General features: G+C 48.7%; 14 protein-coding genes. 11 read left to right on the top strand and 3 right to left on the bottom strand.

Features of this window, described 5'->3' with window-relative positions:
• The first annotated feature begins 18 nt into the window (after positions 1–18).
• The 11 genes from FPE01S_RS20455 (at position 19) to FPE01S_RS20405 (ending at position 15,687) form a co-directional block, all read left to right on the top strand.
• A complete protein-coding gene (locus FPE01S_RS20455; protein ID WP_046370949.1) occupies positions 19–2,127 on the top strand; it encodes a PASTA domain-containing penicillin-binding protein in 2,109 nt (702 codons plus the stop codon).
• Positions 2,127–3,593 (top strand): UDP-N-acetylmuramoyl-L-alanyl-D-glutamate--2,6-diaminopimelate ligase, encoded by a 1,467-nt coding sequence (locus FPE01S_RS20450; RefSeq protein WP_046370948.1) that lies wholly within the window; start codon positions 2,127–2,129, stop codon positions 3,591–3,593. Before FPE01S_RS20455 ends, FPE01S_RS20450 begins: the two co-directional genes overlap by 1 nt.
• A gap of 108 nt (positions 3,594–3,701) precedes the next feature.
• Positions 3,702–4,976: a phospho-N-acetylmuramoyl-pentapeptide-transferase gene (mraY, locus tag FPE01S_RS20445; RefSeq protein WP_046370947.1), complete on the top strand. Its 1,275-nt coding sequence runs from the start codon at positions 3,702–3,704 to the stop codon at positions 4,974–4,976.
• Between the two features lie 101 nt (positions 4,977–5,077).
• On the top strand, positions 5,078–6,418 hold the full coding sequence (murD, locus tag FPE01S_RS20440) for a UDP-N-acetylmuramoyl-L-alanine--D-glutamate ligase (RefSeq protein ID WP_046370946.1): 1,341 nt from the start codon (positions 5,078–5,080) through the stop codon (positions 6,416–6,418).
• Between the two features lie 18 nt (positions 6,419–6,436).
• Positions 6,437–7,672 carry an FtsW/RodA/SpoVE family cell cycle protein gene (locus tag FPE01S_RS20435; RefSeq protein WP_046370945.1) on the top strand — a complete coding sequence of 412 codons (1,236 nt, stop codon included), beginning with the start codon at positions 6,437–6,439 and terminating at the stop codon, positions 7,670–7,672.
• Positions 7,669–8,772: an undecaprenyldiphospho-muramoylpentapeptide beta-N-acetylglucosaminyltransferase gene (murG, locus tag FPE01S_RS20430; protein ID WP_046370944.1), complete on the top strand. Its 1,104-nt coding sequence runs from the start codon at positions 7,669–7,671 to the stop codon at positions 8,770–8,772. The genes FPE01S_RS20435 and murG overlap by 4 nt, the downstream gene beginning before the upstream one ends.
• Positions 8,753–10,147 carry a UDP-N-acetylmuramate--L-alanine ligase gene (gene murC / locus FPE01S_RS20425; protein WP_169749198.1) on the top strand — a complete coding sequence of 465 codons (1,395 nt, stop codon included), beginning with the start codon at positions 8,753–8,755 and terminating at the stop codon, positions 10,145–10,147. Before murG ends, murC begins: the two co-directional genes overlap by 20 nt.
• Positions 10,141–11,013, top strand: coding sequence for a cell division protein FtsQ/DivIB (locus tag FPE01S_RS20420; protein WP_046370943.1), 873 nt, complete (start codon positions 10,141–10,143; stop codon positions 11,011–11,013). The genes murC and FPE01S_RS20420 overlap by 7 nt, the downstream gene beginning before the upstream one ends.
• A gap of 13 nt (positions 11,014–11,026) precedes the next feature.
• Entirely contained in the window at positions 11,027–12,403 is a 1,377-nt protein-coding gene (ftsA, locus tag FPE01S_RS20415; protein WP_046370942.1) for a cell division protein FtsA, read from the top strand.
• Positions 12,404–12,448: 45 nt separating this feature from the next.
• Positions 12,449–14,398, top strand: coding sequence for a cell division protein FtsZ (gene ftsZ, locus FPE01S_RS20410; RefSeq protein ID WP_046370941.1), 1,950 nt, complete (start codon positions 12,449–12,451; stop codon positions 14,396–14,398).
• Between the two features lie 329 nt (positions 14,399–14,727).
• On the top strand, positions 14,728–15,687 hold the full coding sequence (locus FPE01S_RS20405; protein ID WP_046370940.1) for a TIGR01777 family oxidoreductase: 960 nt from the start codon (positions 14,728–14,730) through the stop codon (positions 15,685–15,687).
• Here the strand turns inward: FPE01S_RS20405 and FPE01S_RS20400 are convergent.
• From FPE01S_RS20400 to FPE01S_RS20390, 3 genes are read right to left on the bottom strand one after another with little or no spacing between them, the layout of a single operon-like run.
• A complete protein-coding gene (locus FPE01S_RS20400; protein ID WP_046370939.1) occupies positions 15,653–16,474 on the bottom strand; it encodes a DUF2705 family protein in 822 nt (273 codons plus the stop codon). The genes FPE01S_RS20405 and FPE01S_RS20400 overlap by 35 nt on opposite strands.
• A 1-nt stretch (position 16,475) precedes the next feature.
• The gene (locus FPE01S_RS20395) at positions 16,476–17,381 is read right to left on the bottom strand and encodes an ABC transporter ATP-binding protein (protein ID WP_046370938.1); all 906 of its coding nucleotides are present in this window, start codon (positions 17,379–17,381) and stop codon (positions 16,476–16,478) included.
• 1 nt (position 17,382) lies between these two features.
• On the bottom strand, positions 17,383–19,761 hold the full coding sequence (locus FPE01S_RS20390; RefSeq protein WP_046370937.1) for a 3-hydroxyacyl-CoA dehydrogenase/enoyl-CoA hydratase family protein: 2,379 nt from the start codon (positions 19,759–19,761) through the stop codon (positions 17,383–17,385).
• Between the last annotated feature and the right edge of the window lie 67 nt (positions 19,762–19,828).

Below are 19,828 nucleotides of genomic sequence, written 5' to 3'. Positions count from 1 at the left end.
ACCTAATCGACGGCTCCTGTGGAAGTGAAACGCGACATACTGTGGAGAGTTTATCTCTGCTTCCTGGGAATCATACTGCTGGCAGTATTCGTATTAGGTAAAGCTCTTTACATACAGAACGTAGAAGGAAACTACTGGCGGAGCAAAAGCGACAGCCTCCACACCCGGATCGTTAATCTTGACGCCGAACGGGGAACCATTTACAGCGCTGACGGTAACATGCTGAGCACATCGATTCCATTCTTTAACATCTACATCGATTTCGGTGCAGATGGACTACAGGAAAAAAACGGAAAGCGGTTTCGTGAAAATGTCGACACACTGAGTGTCTGCCTTGCGAAATTGTTCAGAGACCAGACAGCGGTTGCCTACAAAGATCAGCTGCAGGCTGGTTTCAGGAAAAAGGACCGTTATTTTCTGCTGAAGAAAAATATCCCTTTTGACAGCTACCAGCAACTGCGCGAGTTTCCCCTGGTGCGACAGGGCAGGAATAAAAGCGGATTCATTGCAGAAGTGAAAAGCAAACGCATGAATCCTTATGGACTCCTGGCAAATCGCACCATCGGGCTGGCCCGGGAAAATTCGCAGAGCGTGGGTCTGGAACGAACCTATGACAGCCTGCTCAAAGGTGAAACTGGTAAGCGCCTGGTAAGGTTCATTGCGGGTGGGGTTGCGGTTCCGGTGGAAGGGTATGAGGTAGAACCTGAAAATGGAAATGACCTGTTCACCACCATTGATGTGAACATCCAGGATATCGCTGAAAACGCCCTCTTGCGCATGATGATCGAAAATGAAGCAGAACAGGGAACCTGCCTGGTGATGGAAGTGGCTACCGGTAAACTCAAGGCGATCGCCAATCTTGGAAAAAGAGGAGAAGGCGAATACTGGGAAGACCTGAACTATGCCATCCGCGCCACGGAACCTGGTTCTACCTTCAAATTAGCTACACTGCTCTCCCTGCTGGAAGACGGTAAGGTTACGATCAGTAGCAAAGTGAACCTGGAGAAGGGCGTGTGGAAAGTGAACGGAAGAACAGTGTACGACAGCGAAAACCATGGCAGGGAAGAAGTGACGGTACAACAGGCCTTTGATCTGAGCAGCAACGTCGGTATGGCGAAACTGGCAAGCCAGTATTACTCGCGCAACCCGATGCAACTGATTGGTCACCTGAAGCAATTGCGGTTTTCTGATTTTTCCGGCGTTGATCTGATGGGGGAAAACCACCCTGTGATCAAAACCCCGAAATCAAAAACATGGAGTGCGACTTCATTGCCCTGGATGGCTTTTGGTTATGAGGTACTGGTCAGTCCGCTGCAAACACTGATGCTGTATAATGCAGTGGCCAATGACGGCAAAATGATGCAGCCTTACCTCATCGAAAAAGTGCAGAAAAGCGGAATTGTGGTAAAGGAACATGCGCCGGTAGTGTTGATTGAAAAGATTGCTAAAGAATCAACGCTGAAACAGTTGCGTACCTGCCTCGGATCAGTATTGACCAATGGTACCGGTAAAGCCCTGCAAACACCATTTTATACCATAGCCGGAAAAACGGGCACCGCTCTGGTAGCGAATGGTAATCGCGGATATGCAGACCATATTTATCAGTCTTCGTTCGCTGGATATTTTCCGGCAGACAAACCAAAATACAGCTGCATCGTGGTGATCAGAAATAAACCACATGCATTGAAATATTACGGCGGTGCGGTTGCCGGCCCGGTTTTCCGGGAAATAGCCGACAAGCTCTTTGCCATGGATGCACAGGAGAATCCTGCAGCTACCGCTGCACTGCCATCGAAAGACAGCAGCGCATACCGGTTCAGCGGAGATGCCGGTTCGATCCGGACAGTTTCGCAGCAGTTTGGATATAACTACAGCGACAGCAGCAACGGCGCAGGTTGGGTGGATCTGGTAGCAGACAAGGATCAGCTGATCGTACTGGAAAACAGACCAGACAACAAACAACTGATGCCGGATCTGAGGGGTTTGGGATTGAAAGATGCGGTTTACCTGCTCGAAACAATGAAATGCAAGGTGCAGGTGAAAGGCAAGGGAAAGGTAGTTACACAATCCCAGCAGCCTGGATCGGTGATGAAGAAAGATCAACCCGTACAATTGGTACTGAATTGATGGTGACACTACAGGATATACTTTACCAGGTGAAGATCAGATCGGTTAACGGCAATCTTCAGACAGCTGTGAACGGATTGCAGCTGGATTCCCGGAAAGTAAACAGCGGAGATTGTTTTATTGCGGTAAAAGGAGTGCACCAAGACGGACAACAGTTCATTGAAAAGGCTATAGCGGCAGGCGCCACCAGTATCGTCAGTGAGACGTTCCCGGAGCAATCCAGGGATGGTATCACTTATGTGCAGGTAGAAAATGCCAGTGAAGCAGCAGGTCTGATGGCCAACCATTTTTATGGCGAACCCTCTCATCAGCTGCAACTGGTCGGCGTTACCGGTACCAATGGAAAAACAACAGTGGCAACGCTGCTGTATAAGCTCTTTACTGCTTTGGGATATGATTGCGGGTTGCTGAGTACGGTGCAGAACAGGATAGCGGGGCAGGTTTACGAAGCAACGCATACCACTCCCGATGCCATCAGCATCAATGCTTTACTCAGGCAGATGGTTGATGCGGGATGCAGGTTTGCTTTTATGGAAGTGAGCTCGCACGCCATCCACCAGCGAAGGATCGCAGGGTTACAATTTGCCGGTGGAGTATTTACGAATATCACGCATGATCATCTTGATTATCACGAAACATTCGATGAATACATCCGGGTAAAAAAAATGTTCTTTGACCAGTTGCCACCCCAGGCTTTCGCCATCAGTAATCTTGATGACAAACGGGGCCAGGTGATGTTGCAGAATACCGTTGCCAATGCATACTATTACAGTTTGCGGTCGGTGGCGGAATTCAAAGGCAAGATCCTGGAGAATGGTCTCACGGGTCTGATCATGACCATCAATGACCAGGAAGTTCATTTCAGGTTGATCGGAGAGTTCAATGCCTACAACCTGCTTGCGGTTTTCGGAGTAGCGAGTTGTATGCGGGAAGACAGGCAGGAAGTGCTCAGATGCCTGAGCGTATTGACAGGAGCAGAGGGAAGATTCGATTATGTGATCACGCCGCGGGAACACATCATGGGCATAGTCGATTATGCACACACCCCGGATGCCCTGGAAAATGTACTCAAAACGATCAGGGAGTTGCGGAAAGGTGACGAGAAAGTGATTACGGTGGTAGGATGTGGTGGAGACAGGGATAAGGCGAAACGGCCGGTAATGGCGCAAATCGCGTGTGATTACAGTGACAAGGCAATATTTACGGCAGACAATCCCCGTAGTGAAGATCCGGCAGAGATACTGAAAGATATGGAGGCGGGATTGAATACAGCGGGAAGGAAAAAATACCTGTCAATTGCCGATCGCCGCGAAGCTATTAGAACAGCCCTGACGCTGGCAGGACCGGGAGACATTATCCTGATCGCTGGTAAAGGCCATGAGAAATACCAGGAGATTAAAGGAGTGAGGAGTCACTTTGACGACAAGGAGGAACTGGAGAATTTCATCGGGTTGTTGGATAAATGACAATAGAAAAGCACCCCTGAAAAGGGTAATGATAAAAATCTTAGGACGGTTACAAACACAAATCCCCCGGCTGGACACCGGTGGGTAGGCCAGAGACAACAAACCATCATGCTGTACCACTTAATTGATTGGTTAAAAACTTTAGGAATAAAGTTCCCGGGAAGTGCACTGTTTCAGTTCATCACTTCCCGGGTGTTACTGGCCGTCAGCCTTTCGCTGATCATCACAACCGTTTTTGGAAAAAAATTGATCACATACCTGCTGAAAAAACAGGTGGGTGAATCGGTACGAGATCTTGGTCTTGCAGGAGAACAGCAAAAGAAGGGAACGCCTACCATGGGTGGCCTCATCATTATTCTCGCTATCCTGCTGCCGACTATATTACTGGCTGATCTGACGAAAGCATATGTTCGCCTGATGATCTTTGCCACGATCTGGTTGGGAATAATCGGTTTCATCGATGACTACCTCAAACTAAGGGCAAAAAGAATCGCACAGCAACAGGGCATTCCATATAAGAAAGGTGATAAGGACGGACTGGCCGGGTGGTTCAAGATTATGGGACAGATCGGCTTGGGTCTGATTATCGGACTAACGCTTCTGTTCAACGATAATACCAAAGTGTGGCGGGAATATAAAGGTAACCCCAGTAAAGGGGAGAAAGTTAAGACGGTTAAGTTTCAGGATAAGGAAAGAACATTTGTAGAGGCGGATGAACCGATTACGACGATACCTTTTGTAAAGTCTCATGAGTTCAACTATGCGAAATTGTTGCCTGCTGCCCTGCGCGGATTGACGACATTGCTGTACGTAGTGATAGTAATATTCATTGTGACAGCAGTTTCGAATGGTGCCAATATTACTGACGGAGTCGACGGACTGGCCACCGGCGTAAGTGCGATTATCGGGGTATGTCTGGGTGTTTTTGCCTACGCATCAGGAAACCTGATCCTGGCTGACTACCTGAACATCATGTACATCCCCAATCTCGGTGAGTTGAGTGTGTTTATCGGTGCGATGATCGGGGCATGTGTCGGCTTCCTCTGGTACAATGCATATCCCGCACAGGTGTTCATGGGGGATACCGGCAGCCTGATGCTCGGAGGTATTATCGCCGCACTGGCAATTATTGTTCGAAAAGAATTGTTGATACCCATTTTCTGTGGTGTGTTCCTGGTGGAGAACCTCAGTGTTGTATTGCAGGTGAGTTACTTTAAGTACACCCGCAGGAAATATGGAGAAGGACGAAGGATATTTTTAATGAGCCCTTTGCATCACCACTATCAGAAACTAGGTTATCACGAAAGTAAGATCGTGACCCGGTTTTGGATCGTTACGATATTCTGTGTGATTTTCTCGATCGTTACCCTGAAGATCCGCTAAAACGAAGTATCGAAAAACCAACCCCTTGTAAAGGAATTTGTGGTGCAGAAATCCTATACTGTTGAAGAACCCCCGATCCGTGGAAAACCTTTTTTCAATGAATGAAAGAGCAGGTTGTCATATTAGGAGCCGGGGAGAGTGGTGTTGGCGCTGCGTTGCTTGCGAAACAACAGGGATATTCCTGTTTTGTGAGTGATAGCGGTAACCTGAATCCGAAACACCAGCTGGAGTTAACAACGTCCGGAATAGATTGGGAAGAAGGAAAGCATGATGAAGGAAGGATTCTCGCAGCAGATCTGGTGATCAAAAGTCCGGGAATACCGGAGAAGAATCCCCTGGTCAAGCAACTAAGAGCTAAAGGAATTCCGGTGATCAGTGAAATTGAATGGGCTTTCCGGTTTATCGGAAACAGCAGGGTGATAGCGATTACCGGAAGCAACGGAAAAACAACTACTACCTCCCTAACATATCATATTTGTCGCCACGCCGGTTTGGATTGTGCATTGGTGGGCAATATCGGGTATAGTTTCGCGCGCCAGGTGGCAACGGATCCCAAGCCCTGGTACATTGCTGAGATCAGCAGTTTCCAGCTGGATGACATTGTTACTTTTCGACCATACATCGCAATACTGACCAATATTACGGAAGATCACCTGGACAGGTATGACTACCAGTTTAGTAAATATATCGCCAGCAAATTCCGGGTAACCATGAATCAACAGGCATCAGACTATTTTATCTTCTGTGAGGACGATGAGGTCACGATGCAGCATATAAATGAATTTTCGATCCAGTCTAACCTATTACCAACCAGTATGAGAAAAGAATTTCTACAGGGTGCATTTATAAAGGACAATCAGATGACCGTAGCAACAGCAGACGAAAAATTGCAAATGAGTATTTACGACTTCGCGCTCAAAGGCAAACACAATCAATATAATACCATGGCAGCAGGGTTGGCGGCGTCCGTCATCGGATTGCGCAAGGACAAGATCAGGGAAGCCATTCAGAGCTTTGAAGCGCTGGAGCATCGTATGGAACACGTGGCGAATGTGCGCGGCGTTGAGTTTATAAATGACAGCAAGGCTACCAACGTGAACAGTACCTGGTATGCGCTGGAAAGCATGACAAGGCCTGTGATTCTTATACTGGGTGGTGTGGACAAGGGGAATGATTACTCCCTGATCCTTGACCTCGTAAAGGAGAAAGTGAAAGCGATCGTTTGTATGGGCGTTGACAACCGTAAGATTCATGAAGCATTTCAGCATACGGTTCCGGTAATGGTAAATACATCTTCCGCTGCAGAAGCAGTTCATTCTGCCTTCCAGCTTTCCGACAAGGGGGATGTTGTTCTGCTGAGCCCGGCCTGTGCGAGTTTTGATCTCTTCAAAAACTATGAGGATCGCGGAAAGCAATTCAAAGAAGCTGTAAAAAATCTCTGATCAGAAAAATAGAATACACTGAATCAATTTCTAAATAAGACCCGTGGAGACAAGGTCATCTGGACCCTGGTGATCCTGCTCGCGCTGATGTCCATGCTTGTGGTGTACAGCTCAACAGGATCGCTTGCGTATAAAATGTACAAGGGAAACACAGAAGTGTATTTGTTTAAGCAGATAGCTTTTACCGGCGTGGGACTGTTCCTGATCTATTTTGCGCATATGGTAAACTATACCCTGTATTCGCGGATCGCCCGGATTCTCTTTCTCATTACAATTCCGCTTCTGGTGTATACATTGTTCTTTGGTGTGAGCCTGAATGAAGGCAGCCGGTGGATCCGGCTACCGATCATCAATCTCACCTTTCAGACCAGTGACCTGGCGAAGTTGGCACTGTTCATGTATATCAGCAGGGTGCTTAGCCGCAAACAGGATGATATCAAAGATTTTAAAAAAGGTTTTTTGCCGGTGATTTTACCTGTTGTACTGGTATGCCTGTTGATTGCCCCTGCAAACCTTTCTACGGCATTGCTCGTTGGAGCCACCAGCATGATGTTGTTGTTTATTGGTCGTGTGCAGATCAAACACCTGCTCCTGACCGGCGCAATAGCGATGGTGCCAATCATGATGCTTATCCTGGCTGCAGTTTGGCAGCACCATGAAGGCAACGGTGTGCGTGCACGCAGTGAAGCAAAATCACGGCTGACCGCCAGGGTGACTACCTGGGTGAGCAGGGTGGAAGCTTTTATGTATGGTAACAATGGCAGCAAAAATGAAGAGGATGATAACTACCAGGTGAATCAGGCAAAGATCGCAATTGCCAAGGGTGGCTTCTTTGGCCTTGGTCCCGGTAACAGTGAAACCAGGAATTTTCTGCCCCATCCTTATTCAGATTTCATTTATGCGATCATTATAGAAGAGTACGGAATTATGGGAGGCGCCATTGTACTGGTGGTGTATCTGTTGTTCCTCTACCGCAGTATCAGGCTGTTCCGCAAATGCCCGTATGCATTTGGAGCATTCCTGGCACTCGCACTAAGTTTCACCCTGGTAATTCAGGCAATGGCCAATATGGCGGTAAACGTCAACTTGTTTCCCGTTACAGGGGTAACGCTTCCCCTTGTAAGTATGGGAGGAAGTTCATTCCTGTTTACCTGTATCGCAATCGGTATAATACTCAGCGTATCCAAATACGTGGAAAAAAACGAACAGCAACAACAATCTGAACCGGAAGGGCAGGAAACAGTGGAGGCATGACGCAGAAAAAGATCATCATAGCAGGTGGTGGAACAGGTGGACATATTTTCCCCGCCATCGCCATCGCCAATGCATTGAAACAACAATATCCTGCAGTGGAAATTCTTTTTGTCGGCGCAAAAGGGAAAATGGAAATGGAGAAAGTGCCACAGGCCGGATACAGGATTGTTGGGTTGGATATTGCCGGATTTAACAGGAGTTCTTTGATTAAGAATATTGGTCTTCCATTCAAGCTCATCAAAAGTTTTTTCCAGGTCAGAAGGATCTTCCGAAACTTCCCTCCGGACGCGGTGGTGGGCGTCGGAGGGTATTCAAGCTTCCCTGTATTGCGGCTCGCACAGCAAAGAAATATCCCGAGTTTTCTGCACGAATCAAATTCATTTGCCGGAAAAGCCAATCAGATGCTTGGCAGAAAGGCTTCACTCGTCTTTGTATCCGGCAATGGAATGGAAAAATTCTTCCCGGCCAACAGGATAAGGGTCAGCGGTAACCCTGTGCGCACGAATATTGTTCAGCTGCCGGCAGATCGCGAATCAGCCATACGGTCATTTGGGCTTGACCCTGCAAAGACAACCGTACTAGTGGTCGGCGGGAGCCTGGGGGCGAAAAGTATTAACGATGCTATCGGTGCAGGCCTACAACAGTTGTTGCAAAGCAATCTGCAGCTTATCTGGCAGCTGGGTAAAGGAAATCTGACGGTGGAACGGGAGAAATTGTCACAAAGTGGAGTTTGTCTTAAAGAATTTATACCTGATATGGAACGGGCTTACGCAGCAGCGGATATAATTGTGTCACGGGCGGGTGCAATGGCCATTGCAGAAATTGCAGTGGTGCAGAAACCTTCGATCCTGGTGCCGTATCCCTATGCTGCCGAAGACCACCAGACGGTCAATGCCATGGCGCTCGTCAAACAAAATGCAGCAATCATGGTAAAGGACAATGAAGTGCAGCAGCGATTGACGGATACGATCATTGCACTGGCAGGTGACCCGCTTCAACAGAAAGCATTAAAACAAAATATTACTCCGCTCGGTGTCAGCAATGCAGATGCTGTAATCGCTGCGGAAATTCTAAAGCAAATTGGAATTGTTATCAGTTAAAGACATACAAACCGTTTATTTCATCGGTATCGGCGGCATTGGTATGAGCGCCCTGGCCCGTTATTTCCATTCCTATGGAAAGAAGGTGAGTGGCTATGATAAAACACCGACTCCCCTCACGGATGCATTACAGCAGGAAGGCATTGCCGTGCACTTCGTGGATGACATTGGTTTGCTTCCGCAGAATGTTGATCTGGTGGTGTATACACCTGCAGTACCTGTGACCCACCAGGAATTGAACCATTTCCGGCAACTTGGTACCACCATCATGAAAAGAAGTGAGGTGCTTGGTGTGATCAGCCGGAGTTCTTTCAATATCTGCATCGGAGGTACACACGGTAAAACGACTACTACTACCATGACTGCACATGTATTGCGCTATACAGGGTATGGCTGTAATGCATTTCTCGGTGGTATCAGTGTCAACTATAACACCAATTTCTGGAGCGACTCGCGGAATGTTTCGGTGATTGAAGCGGATGAATATGACCGCAGCTTCCTTCAACTGCATCCTGATATTGCCGTGATCAGCTCAATGGATCCGGATCATCTCGATATCTACGGTACAGAAGAAGCGCTGCAGGATGCATTTATCGATTTCAGCAAAAAGCTGAAGCCTGGCGGTACCCTGCTCAGCAAGTTCGGCCTGCCCCGGGGCCGTTCACTGGAAGCTCCCAACCACCTTACTTACAGTCTTCAGAATGATGCCGCCGATATATATGCTGTGAATATCAGCATGCACGACGGATCTTACCGGTTCGATGTGGTGCTTCCCGGTGCAGTATTGAACGGATTCGACCTGCATATGGGCGGGCTGCACAATGTGGAAAACGCCCTGGTTGCCATTGCCATTGCGCACCAGCTCGGTATAGAAGAAAGTGCCATCAAGGCTGCCATCGCCGCTTTTAAAGGAGTCAAGCGCCGTTTTGAGTATGTGGTAAAGAACAGCGAACTGGTTTATATCGATGACTATGCACATCATCCGGAAGAACTGAAAGCCTTACTCAAAGGTGCAAGAACGCTCTTTCCGGAAAGGAAATGCACCATCATCTTTCAGCCACACCTGTTTACCCGCACGCGCGACCTCGCCGATGGTTTCGCTGCCAGTCTCGATCTCGCAGATGAAGTGATCCTGCTCCCGATCTATCCTGCACGGGAGCTGCCCATCCCGGGTGTGACGAGCGAAATGATACTCGAACGGCTCCGGATATCGGAGAAACAGCTGATGGACAAGGACGCTGTGCTGCAATACATTAAGGATAAATTTCTGCCTGCTATCCGCCCTGATTTCAGGGGACTCCTGATCACCGCGGGAGCCGGCGATATCGATACATTGGTTCATCCGATCGAAACACTGATCAACGATAAATGGTAAAACCGCGCATCAATATCAGAAAGGTACTGCTGGCCATCCTATGGATGTTCGTTGGAGCCGGTGTGATCTTGGTATTGGTTGCAGCGATCAGGAAAAGCAATGCCGCGCACTGCGAATCTGTCAATATTGCCGTAGTCGGCAAAGGCCCTTCATTTCTGCTGAAGTCGGATATCTGGAGCATGATGGGGAGTACCGGACCCAAACAGTTTGTGGGTAAACCGGTTGCGGCAATTGACCTGATTGCTCTCGAAAGAAAGCTCAACAGCAATACCTGGGTGCAGCACGCAGAATTGTTTATCGATAAAGAAGGTGTTTTGCAGGTTAGGGTTACCGAAAGAAAACCTGTGGCGCGGATATTCACTACACTCGGCAACACCTTCTATGTGGACAGCACAGGAAAGTATCTGCCGCTGGGTATGGGTAAGCCAGCCATGCGACTGCCTGTATTTACCGGGATGCCCGATAAGCTGAAGCTAAAAAATGCGGAAGACAGCATATTGCTGACCGGTATCAAAGCGATCAGTGAAAAGTTGGGAAGTGATGCTTTCTGGGGCGCACAGATCACACAGATCGATCTCGGTGCAGACGGCAACTTTGATATGGTGCCCCTTGTGGGAAGGCATATTATTCACTTCGGAAACGGGGAGAATGTGGAAGATAAATTTCAACGGCTCGCCATTTTTTACCGGGATGTACTGACCAAAACCGGAATCGATTATTATCGTTCTGTCAGTGTTCAATTTGAGAAGCAGATCGTCGGTGAAAAAGACGGACCAATATCCACATCAGTGGATAAAAAAATAGGGCTGGGCCAATCGCCTGCGCCACCTTTAGCGGTTAGTAACAGCAGCACTCTAAACAACTAAAATAAACAGGTTTATGAATCACGAACAACCCATCATTGTAGGTTTGGACATCGGTACTACAAAGATTGCGGCGATTGCAGGACGAAAGAATGAATTTGGGAAGCTGGAGATCCTGGGTTTTGGTCGTGCCAATAGCAGCGGAGTAAAACATGGTCAGGTGCTGAACATCGATGAGACCATCAAGGCAATCGCCTGTGCATTGGAAAATTGCTATGCCTCCAATCCGAACCTTGAAATCAGTGAAGTCTATGTCGGCATCGCCGGCCACCATATCAAAAGCCTGCAAACCCGGGGCGATATCGTGCGGCAGACAACTGAAGAGGAAATCTCCCAACGTGAAATTGACCAGCTGGTAGCAGATCAGTACAAAACCTATATCCCTGCCGGTGATCAGATCATTGATGTAATTCCGCAGGAATTTACAGTTGATAACTTTCAGAATATTCCCAACCCGATTGGTTACGGCGGGGTGAAAGTCGGTGCGAACTTCCATATCATTACTGGCGACAAGAATGCTATTCGCAATATCAACCGTGCAGTCGAAAAGAGTGGCCTGCATACCAAAGACCTTGTATTGCAGCCGCTGGCATCTGCAGCAGCAGTAATGGGTCAGGAAGATATTGAAGCCGGTGTTGCTATCGTCGATATCGGTGGTGGTACAACTGACCTCGCAGTCTTTTATGAAGGAATTCTGAAGCATACTGCAGTTATTCCTTTCGGGGGTGAGAATATCACCAACGACATCAAGACCGGCCTCGGCGTACTGAAAACACAGGCTGAGCAGATGAAAGTGCAGTTTGGTTCTGCCCTCTCCAACGAGGCGAAGGCCAATGCTTTCATTACCATTCCTGGCATGCGCGGACTACCGCCCAAGGAAATCAGTGTTAAGAACCTGGCAAACATAATCCAGGCCCGCATGAGTGAGATCATGGACTTTGTGACCTATCACCTGAAGCAGGTTGGAATGGACAATCGCATGCTGAACGGCGGTATCGTACTCACCGGCGGCGGCTCTCAACTGAAACACCTCATCCAGCTGACTGAATACGTTACAGGCCTGAATGCCCGTATCGGATACCCTAATGAACACCTCGCCTCCGGCCATATCGACGAACTGACCAAGCCCATGTATGCGACCTGTATCGGTCTTATCCTGAAAGGATATGACGACTATGAGCGCAACAGGAAACAGTTCGAACGTCACTTCCGACCCGTAGAGATCCCCAGAGAATTGCAGAAAACGGCCACTGTGGAAAAAAACGTTCCCGTGGAAGATACCCCCGTCCCCGTGAGTAACCGTAAATCAGAACTCGGCATCAACCGTTTCTGGAGCAAATTCAAAGACAATCTGATCGACCTTTTCAAAGAGGAAGAGGATCAGCATTTATAAGGACTTTACACAACAACCCATTATTCTAAAAAAACAACACGTGTTATGATACACTTTGATTTACCGAAGGAGAAGTCATCCATCATCAAGGTGATTGGAGTAGGAGGTGGTGGCAGCAATGCGGTCAACCACATGTTCAGTCAAAGTATTGACGGGGTGAATTTCATTATTTGTAATACCGATGCGCAGGCAATTGCACTGAGTAAGGTTCCGAATAAGATACAACTGGGGCCGCACCTTACGCAGGGCCTCGGGGCAGGTGCAAATCCTGAGATTGGCAAGCAGGCCACTGAGGAAAGCCTGGAAGAGATCAAACGCATCCTGGAAGTGAATACCAAGATGGCGTTCATCACTGCCGGAATGGGTGGCGGTACCGGTACCGGTGGCGCTCCGATCATTTCGAAGATCTGCAAAGATCTCGGCATCCTCACGGTGGGGATCGTGACTACACCGTTTTCCTATGAAGGCCGCAAGCGCCAGATCCAGGCTGAAGACGGTATCCAGAAACTGAAGGAGAATGTCGACACCCTTCTGGTGATCAGCAACGACAAACTGCGTCATCAGTACGGCAATCTTAAAATGAAGGATGCCTTTGCGAAAGCAGATAATGTACTGGCTACAGCAGCAAAGTGTATTACTGATGTGATCAGCAGCACCGGCCAGATCAATGTGGACTTTGCCGATGTTTGCACCGTTATGAGGAACGGGGGTGTGGCAATTCTGGGTAATGCATCTGCAGCAGGTGAAAACCGTGCACAGGTGGCAATTGAAGAGGCGCTCAACTCTCCGTTGCTGAATGACAACGATATCCGTGGCGCAAGGTGGATCCTCATTAATATCAATTCTGCCGAAGGCGAAAATGAATTTACCATGGATGAAGTGGATATCATCCAGAATTACCTGCTGAGCCACGCTGGTGAGGATACCGACGTTATTCTTGGACTTGGTTACGATAATACGCTCGGCAACGAGATCGGAATTACCCTGATTGCTACGGGTTTTGAATACCGCGATCCGTTTGTCCGCAAGTCAGCTGTGAAACTGCCGGAAGTAAAAAAAGAAGAAAAGATCCTCATGACCCTGGGTCAGAAGGCAGAAGAGCCAAAGACGTATGATCAGTCTGTATTGCCTTTTGGTGCAGATCATCTGGAAAAGCCAGCCAATTCCGGATATGGCGCCAATGGTACCATCGTACACAATATTTTCAACGGAGTGAATGCACCTGTACAGGAGAAACCTGCAGTGCCCTTGGTTGCTCCTGCACCAGCACCGGTAGTAGAATTACCACAGGAGTTGCAGCCCCGTCTCGTAGAACCGGAAATGCCTGCGCCTCAACCGAAAGTGGTGTTCTTTTCGGAAGATTACGATCGTAAATCTACTGTTGAAAACTTGTCGTCCAATTCACCAGTTGCGGGTGTAGATTCGTCTGCCTTTTCGACCGTACCTCCTGAAGAAAAAATCATAATCAAGTTATCTGAAAATAATTCTCCGGTGTCTGCAGCATCCGGAGGATACTTGGCCAAGCCCTCCAATATTTATGCAGAACCGGCCGAAACGCCGATAACACCTGTGAGCGAACCTGTCCATCAACAACTGCCGGCAATGCCACAGAAGACGGAGGATCCTGCTTTCGATATGCAGTTGGTGATCAAGGATGAAACTCCCGCGGCGGATAAGCCAGGGGCACCATCAACTCAACCGACTTTTCGTTCGCCAGTTGAGGAACCGGCTATGCCGGACGAAGCGGAAGAACAGAAAAGGAAAGCTGCTGAGAGAATACAGAAATTACGTAATCTGTCGTTCAATATCAATGCTGCAGACCCCAACAATGAGTTTGACACTGTGCCGGCCTATATCCGCCGCAATCTTGAACTGTACAACACGGTTTCACCAGCTGAAAACTTTTACAGCAATTACACGGTGAAAACGGACGATCAGAACAATACACAGATCAGCACCATCAACACTTTCCTGGACGGTAAAAAACCGGACTAGGAGGGAAGGTGCTTTCGTACAAGAACTTGTTTGTTTTTAGTTGTTTATCCTACCAGGATAGCCGGCCCCCCGCTTCTGCGGGGGGCCTTTTTGCTATATCAACTCCTGGCCAACCAGGTTCCGACCAGGCGCAGACCATGTTCAAACCATGTGCAAAAAGGGTACTTTGCCTATGGTCGGCACTTATATGGAACATGGTTGGTACCTGGTTTGAGCCTGTAATGCAGGCTGGATGCTGATTTCAGAGAAATGTTATTGTTGCGTTTAATGATACTTGTCTGATAACCAGGCTGTTGTTTCAGGATGGCAAACCCTTCGTAACTTTCAGTATGGCAACGATTCTCATTACGGGAGGAACCGGCATGATCGGTCAGGCACTAACCCGGCGGCTGCTGGAAAAAGGACATTCCATCAATATCCTCAGCCGGAAATCCGGTACCCGCAAACCTGCCGGTGAGGGAGAAAGGATACATTACTACCGCTGGAATCCGGATGAGCAGTTCATTGATCCTGAAGCGATTTCCACTGCCGATCACATCGTACACCTTGCCGGCGCCAATATTGCCGGAAAACGTTGGACCCCCTCCCGTAAAAGACTGATCCGCAACAGCCGCGTCCTTGCGGGTGAATTGATTTGCCGGGCCCTGAAAGAAATTCCCAATAAGGTGGATACCATTGTCAGCGCTTCGGCCATCGGCTGGTACGGCCCTGATCCTGTCATTCCGAATACCCGGCCTTTCCGGGAAAGCGACCCTGTGGAAAATGATTTTCTCGGATTTACCTGCCGGGATTGGGAAGCATCTATTCGGCCAGCAGCCGCACAGGGGAAAAGACTGGTTATTTTCAGAATTGGAATCGTATTATCATCGTCCGGCGGCGCATTGCCCGAATTCAAAAAACCATTGCGGTTCGGCCTCGGCGCGATCCTGGGCAAAGGAAATCAGCGGATCAGCTGGATTCACATCGATGATCTTGTCCGCCTGTTCGGTGCCGCACTTTCAGATACCCAGTTCAACGGTGTCTACAACGCCGTCACGGAACAATGCGTAACCAATCGCGAACTCATCCTAACATTAGCAAAACTGCAACGAGGACGATTCTTTCTTCCGCTCCATATTCCCTCTTTTGTGTTGAAACTGGTGCTGGGAGAAATGAGTATCGAAGTGCTGAAAAGCTGCACTGTCAGTCCGGCAAAGTTGTCAGGTGCCGGTTTTGTCTTCCGGTTTCCTGAAATAAAACAGGCGCTGACCGATCTTACAGGTCCCGCTTCCGGTAGATCAGAAAAATGAGCGCCCAGGTCAGCAACAACAAGCCGATTGAAAGTGCTATGTGAAAGGGGACAGCTTTTTGGGCAGCTACAAATGCTTTTTCATCGAATCGCATCATAAATGCCGGAGGTGTCAGGATACGGTCTGAAATTTCCATAGGGAAAAACCTGCCGATGTCATTTTTGAACCATTTGTATTTGAATAACCCAACCAGCACGGGTTCGAAGATCACGCCGTAAAAAAGGAAAAGACCCATTGCGATAAATGCTTTCCGTACCAGCAAACCCGTCAGGAAGGCAAGTGACAACTGTGAAGTTGTTTGCAGCGCAAAAAGACCGGCATATTGCATTTGGGACCATTTGCCTGCAATATCAGCGGGACTGTTCTGGTTGCCAATGACCAGCGCCACCAGGAAATAAATAAACGTCAGCAACAGGGAAATCAGGATTACATCAAGCGCCTTGGCTGTTATGAATGCTTTCCTGCTCCAGCCGTCAATGATGTTCTGACGATGTGTCCGGTAGGTGAACTCATTGGTGATGATCATGATCACCAGGATGGAAGGAATGAAGATGAACCAGCTTGAAAAATATGCAATGGTATGCCAGGCTTCAGGAAAAGAAAAGGGTTCACCCAACAACATTCCCGTTACCTGTGCGGCCATGCTGTCTTTTTTAGTAATATCCTGGTAAATGCTGAGAAAGATAAAATTGATTCCGGGATAACTCAGGATACAGATCGCGAGCATCAGCCAGAAGGCAGGATACCGGCGCATTTTCAACCATTCGGTCCAAAGCAGTTTACGCATGTCAGTTGTTGGTGAGTTCAAAGAATCGGGTCTCCAGTCTTTTTTTGCGGACTGACAGGTGTTTTAGTGTGATACCACGCTCCCAGGCAAGCTGGTTGATCTTTGCCGGATCCGCCATTCCCTTTTCGAAATACAGCAGCAATACCTGCTGCTCTTTCTCGAGGCGCTTCAGACCGGAAGTATGATCCAGTATAGCTGCAAGCTGCGTGTTGTCGGCAGCGGATACTTCCACGATATCTTCGTCGGCTAGTACTTCTTCCACCGAGCCGGTTGTGATGATTTGTCCCGATTTAAGAATGGCCATATGGCTGCAGACTTTTTCCACTTCGTCAAGCAGATGGCTGGCCATGATGATCGTGTGTCCGGCAGCATGCAATTGCCGTATTAGTTCCCTGATCTCTGCTATCCCAACAGGATCAAGGCCATTGGTAGGCTCGTCAAATACCAGCACCGCGGGATCACCAAGCAACGCTGCGGCGATGGCCAGGCGCTGCTTCATACCGAGACTGTAGGTGCTAAAACGGCTCTTACGGCGTTCTTCAAGCTTTACGATCTGCAGCGCTTTGGTAATGGCTTCCGGCGACTGTCCGCGACCGCTGATACTGCTGGTGACGCGGAGGTTATCTTCACCGGAGAGGTAGTGATAGAAGTTGGGTGTTTCCAGCAGGGAGCCAATCTTCCGGCGCACTTCCGGCCCGCCTTCCTGCCCGAACCACAGATATCGGCCTTTGTCGGCTGCGAGTACATCAAGAACGATGCTAAGCAACGTTGTTTTGCCGCTGCCGTTCGGTCCCAAAATACCGAATACAGACCCCGGCGGAATGCACAGGTCGATAGCCTTCAGCGCCTTTATGCGGCCATAGGATTTGCTGACCTGTTGCAGTTCCAGGATGGGTGACGGATTCATATCAGTTGCGAATAGGTTTTCCGCTTTTTAAAACGCTCTGGATACGCTCCAGGGTTTTTTTCTCCCCGCAAAGCGACAGGAAAGCTTCTCTTTCAAGATCCAGCAGGTATTGCTCCGACACCAGTGTAGGTTCGCTGAGATCGCCACCACACATGACGTAAGCCAGTTTCCTGGCAACCAGGGCATCATGATCGGTTGCATAGTTGGCACGCCACATACCGTTGATGCCGGTCAACAACGCGCCAAGTGCAGAACGTCCCAACACTTTGATGTCCTGCCTTACTACCGGTGAGATATACCCGCTGTCGTAAAGTTCAATTACTGATTTTTTCGCTTCGGTAATGCGTCGGCCCTGGTTGAACACAACTTCATCATGCCCTTTCCGCAGGATGCCCAGTTCAAAGGCTTCGTGTGCAGACGTGGCCACTTTCGCAGTTGCAATGGTAAGGAAGCGGTTTTTTAAAGTGATTGTTTCGGGTTCGTCTTCGTGCATTTCATCAGCCGCACGCAACGTAAATTCCTTGGTGCCTCCACCGCCGGGAATCAATCCTACGCCAAGTTCAACGAGCCCGATATAAGTTTCGGCAGCAGCGCAGGCCCTGTCCGAATGCAGTGTGAGTTCGCAGGCGCCGCCCAATGCCAGTGCATGGGGCGCCACCACTACCGGAACAGCAGAAAAACGCGCCCGCGTCATAGTCTGCTGGAATTGCCTAATCGCCATATCCAGTTCGTCATACTCCTGTTCGATCGCAAACATGAAGATCATTCCCACGTTGGCCCCGGCACTGAAATTCGTTGTATCATTGGCAATAACGAGTCCCTTGTATTTATCTTCAGCAAGTAAAATCGATTTCTGTATTCCTTCCAGTACTTCCCCGCCGATACTTCCCATTTTGGTGTACCATTCCAATCCCAATACATCGTCGCCCAGGTGATAAGTGCGACAGGCACTGTTTTTCCAGACTGTTTCCCCTTCGAAGTTCTTCATCACAATAAAAGCATCTGCGCCGGGTATGGGACGATAACTTTTTGATGCTATATCGTAAAACAGTCGCTTGCCATTCTGTACGGTATAAAAACTTTTTATTCCGGCGGCCAGCATTTCATCCACCCAGGGTGCCACTGTAAATCCAGCAGCTTTCATCTTTTCCGTTGTCTTGCCGACATTCAGCACATCCCAGCTTTCAAAGGCGCCGATTTCCCAGCCAAAGCCGGCCATCATAGCATCATCGATACGATACAGTTCATCTGCAATTTCCGGAATGCGATGGGAGATATAAGAGAAAAGGCCATAGTGGAATAGCCGGTAAAATTCACCTGCTTTGTCGGTGCCCTGCACCACCATGCCAAGCCTTGTTTTCAGGTCGTCAACCGGTTTGGCTGTTTCGAGGGTAGCGAAACGGGGTTTCTGGCGCGGAGCGTATTCGCCTGTTTTCAGATTCAGGGTAAGGATCTCTTTTTCACCGGTTGCACTTTTGCTTTTCCTGAAAAATCCCTGACCGGTTTTGTCTCCCAGCCAGTTATCTCCCACCATCTTACTCAGCCAGACAGGTGGCTGAAATATATCTTTCTGCTCGTCAGCCGGACAATTCGCTGCAACGCCCTGCGCCACTTTTACGAGTGTGTCGATACCGACAATATCCGCCGTACGGAAGGTTGCCGATTTGGGACGTCCGATCACCGGCCCGGTGAGCGCATCCACATCATCTATTGTCAACTGCAACTCGTCGATCAGCCGGAAGATGGACATGATGCCATATACACCAATACGATTGGCGATAAAGGCCGGCGTGTCTTTGCAAAGCACTGTCGTCTTGCCCAATTGCAAGCTGCCGTATTCCAGGAAGAAATTAACTACTTCCGGATCAGTATCTGCAGTTGGAATAACCTCCAGCAGCCGGAGGTATCGCGGCGGGTTAAAAAAATGTGTTCCGCAGAAATGCTTTCTGAAATCCTCAGACCTGCCTTCCGCCATCAGGTGAATGGGAATACCTGATGTATTGGAACTGACCAGCGTGCCCGGCTTGCGGTGTTCTTCCACCTGGTCGAAAATCATTTTTTTGATGTCCAGCCTTTCTACCACTACTTCTATGATCCAGTCACAGCCCGATATCGCTTTCATGTCGTCGGTGAAATTGCCGGTGCGGATGCGTTTCGCCGCATCTTTGGTATACAGGGGGGAGGGGTTACTTTTAATAGCTGCCTGCAAAGCGTCATTAACCAGCTTGTTCCGGAGCAACTTGTCCTGTACCGCTGCAGCTTCCTTAGGAACCATGTCGAGTAACAAAACCTGGAGGCCGACGCCTGCAAAATGGCAGGCAATACGGGAACCCATCACGCCACTGCCCAAAACGGCAACTTTCCTGATCGTTCTTTTCATATGACTGTACGCGTTAAATTAGTTAGCTAAACAACTAATCTAACCGAAGGTAAGGAAATTTGATATT

The sequence above is a fragment of the Flavihumibacter petaseus NBRC 106054 genome (genome assembly GCF_000974785.1).
Lineage (GTDB): Bacteria > Bacteroidota > Bacteroidia > Chitinophagales > Chitinophagaceae > Flavihumibacter > Flavihumibacter petaseus.
This window is presented reverse-complemented; position numbering and strand designations above follow the sequence as displayed.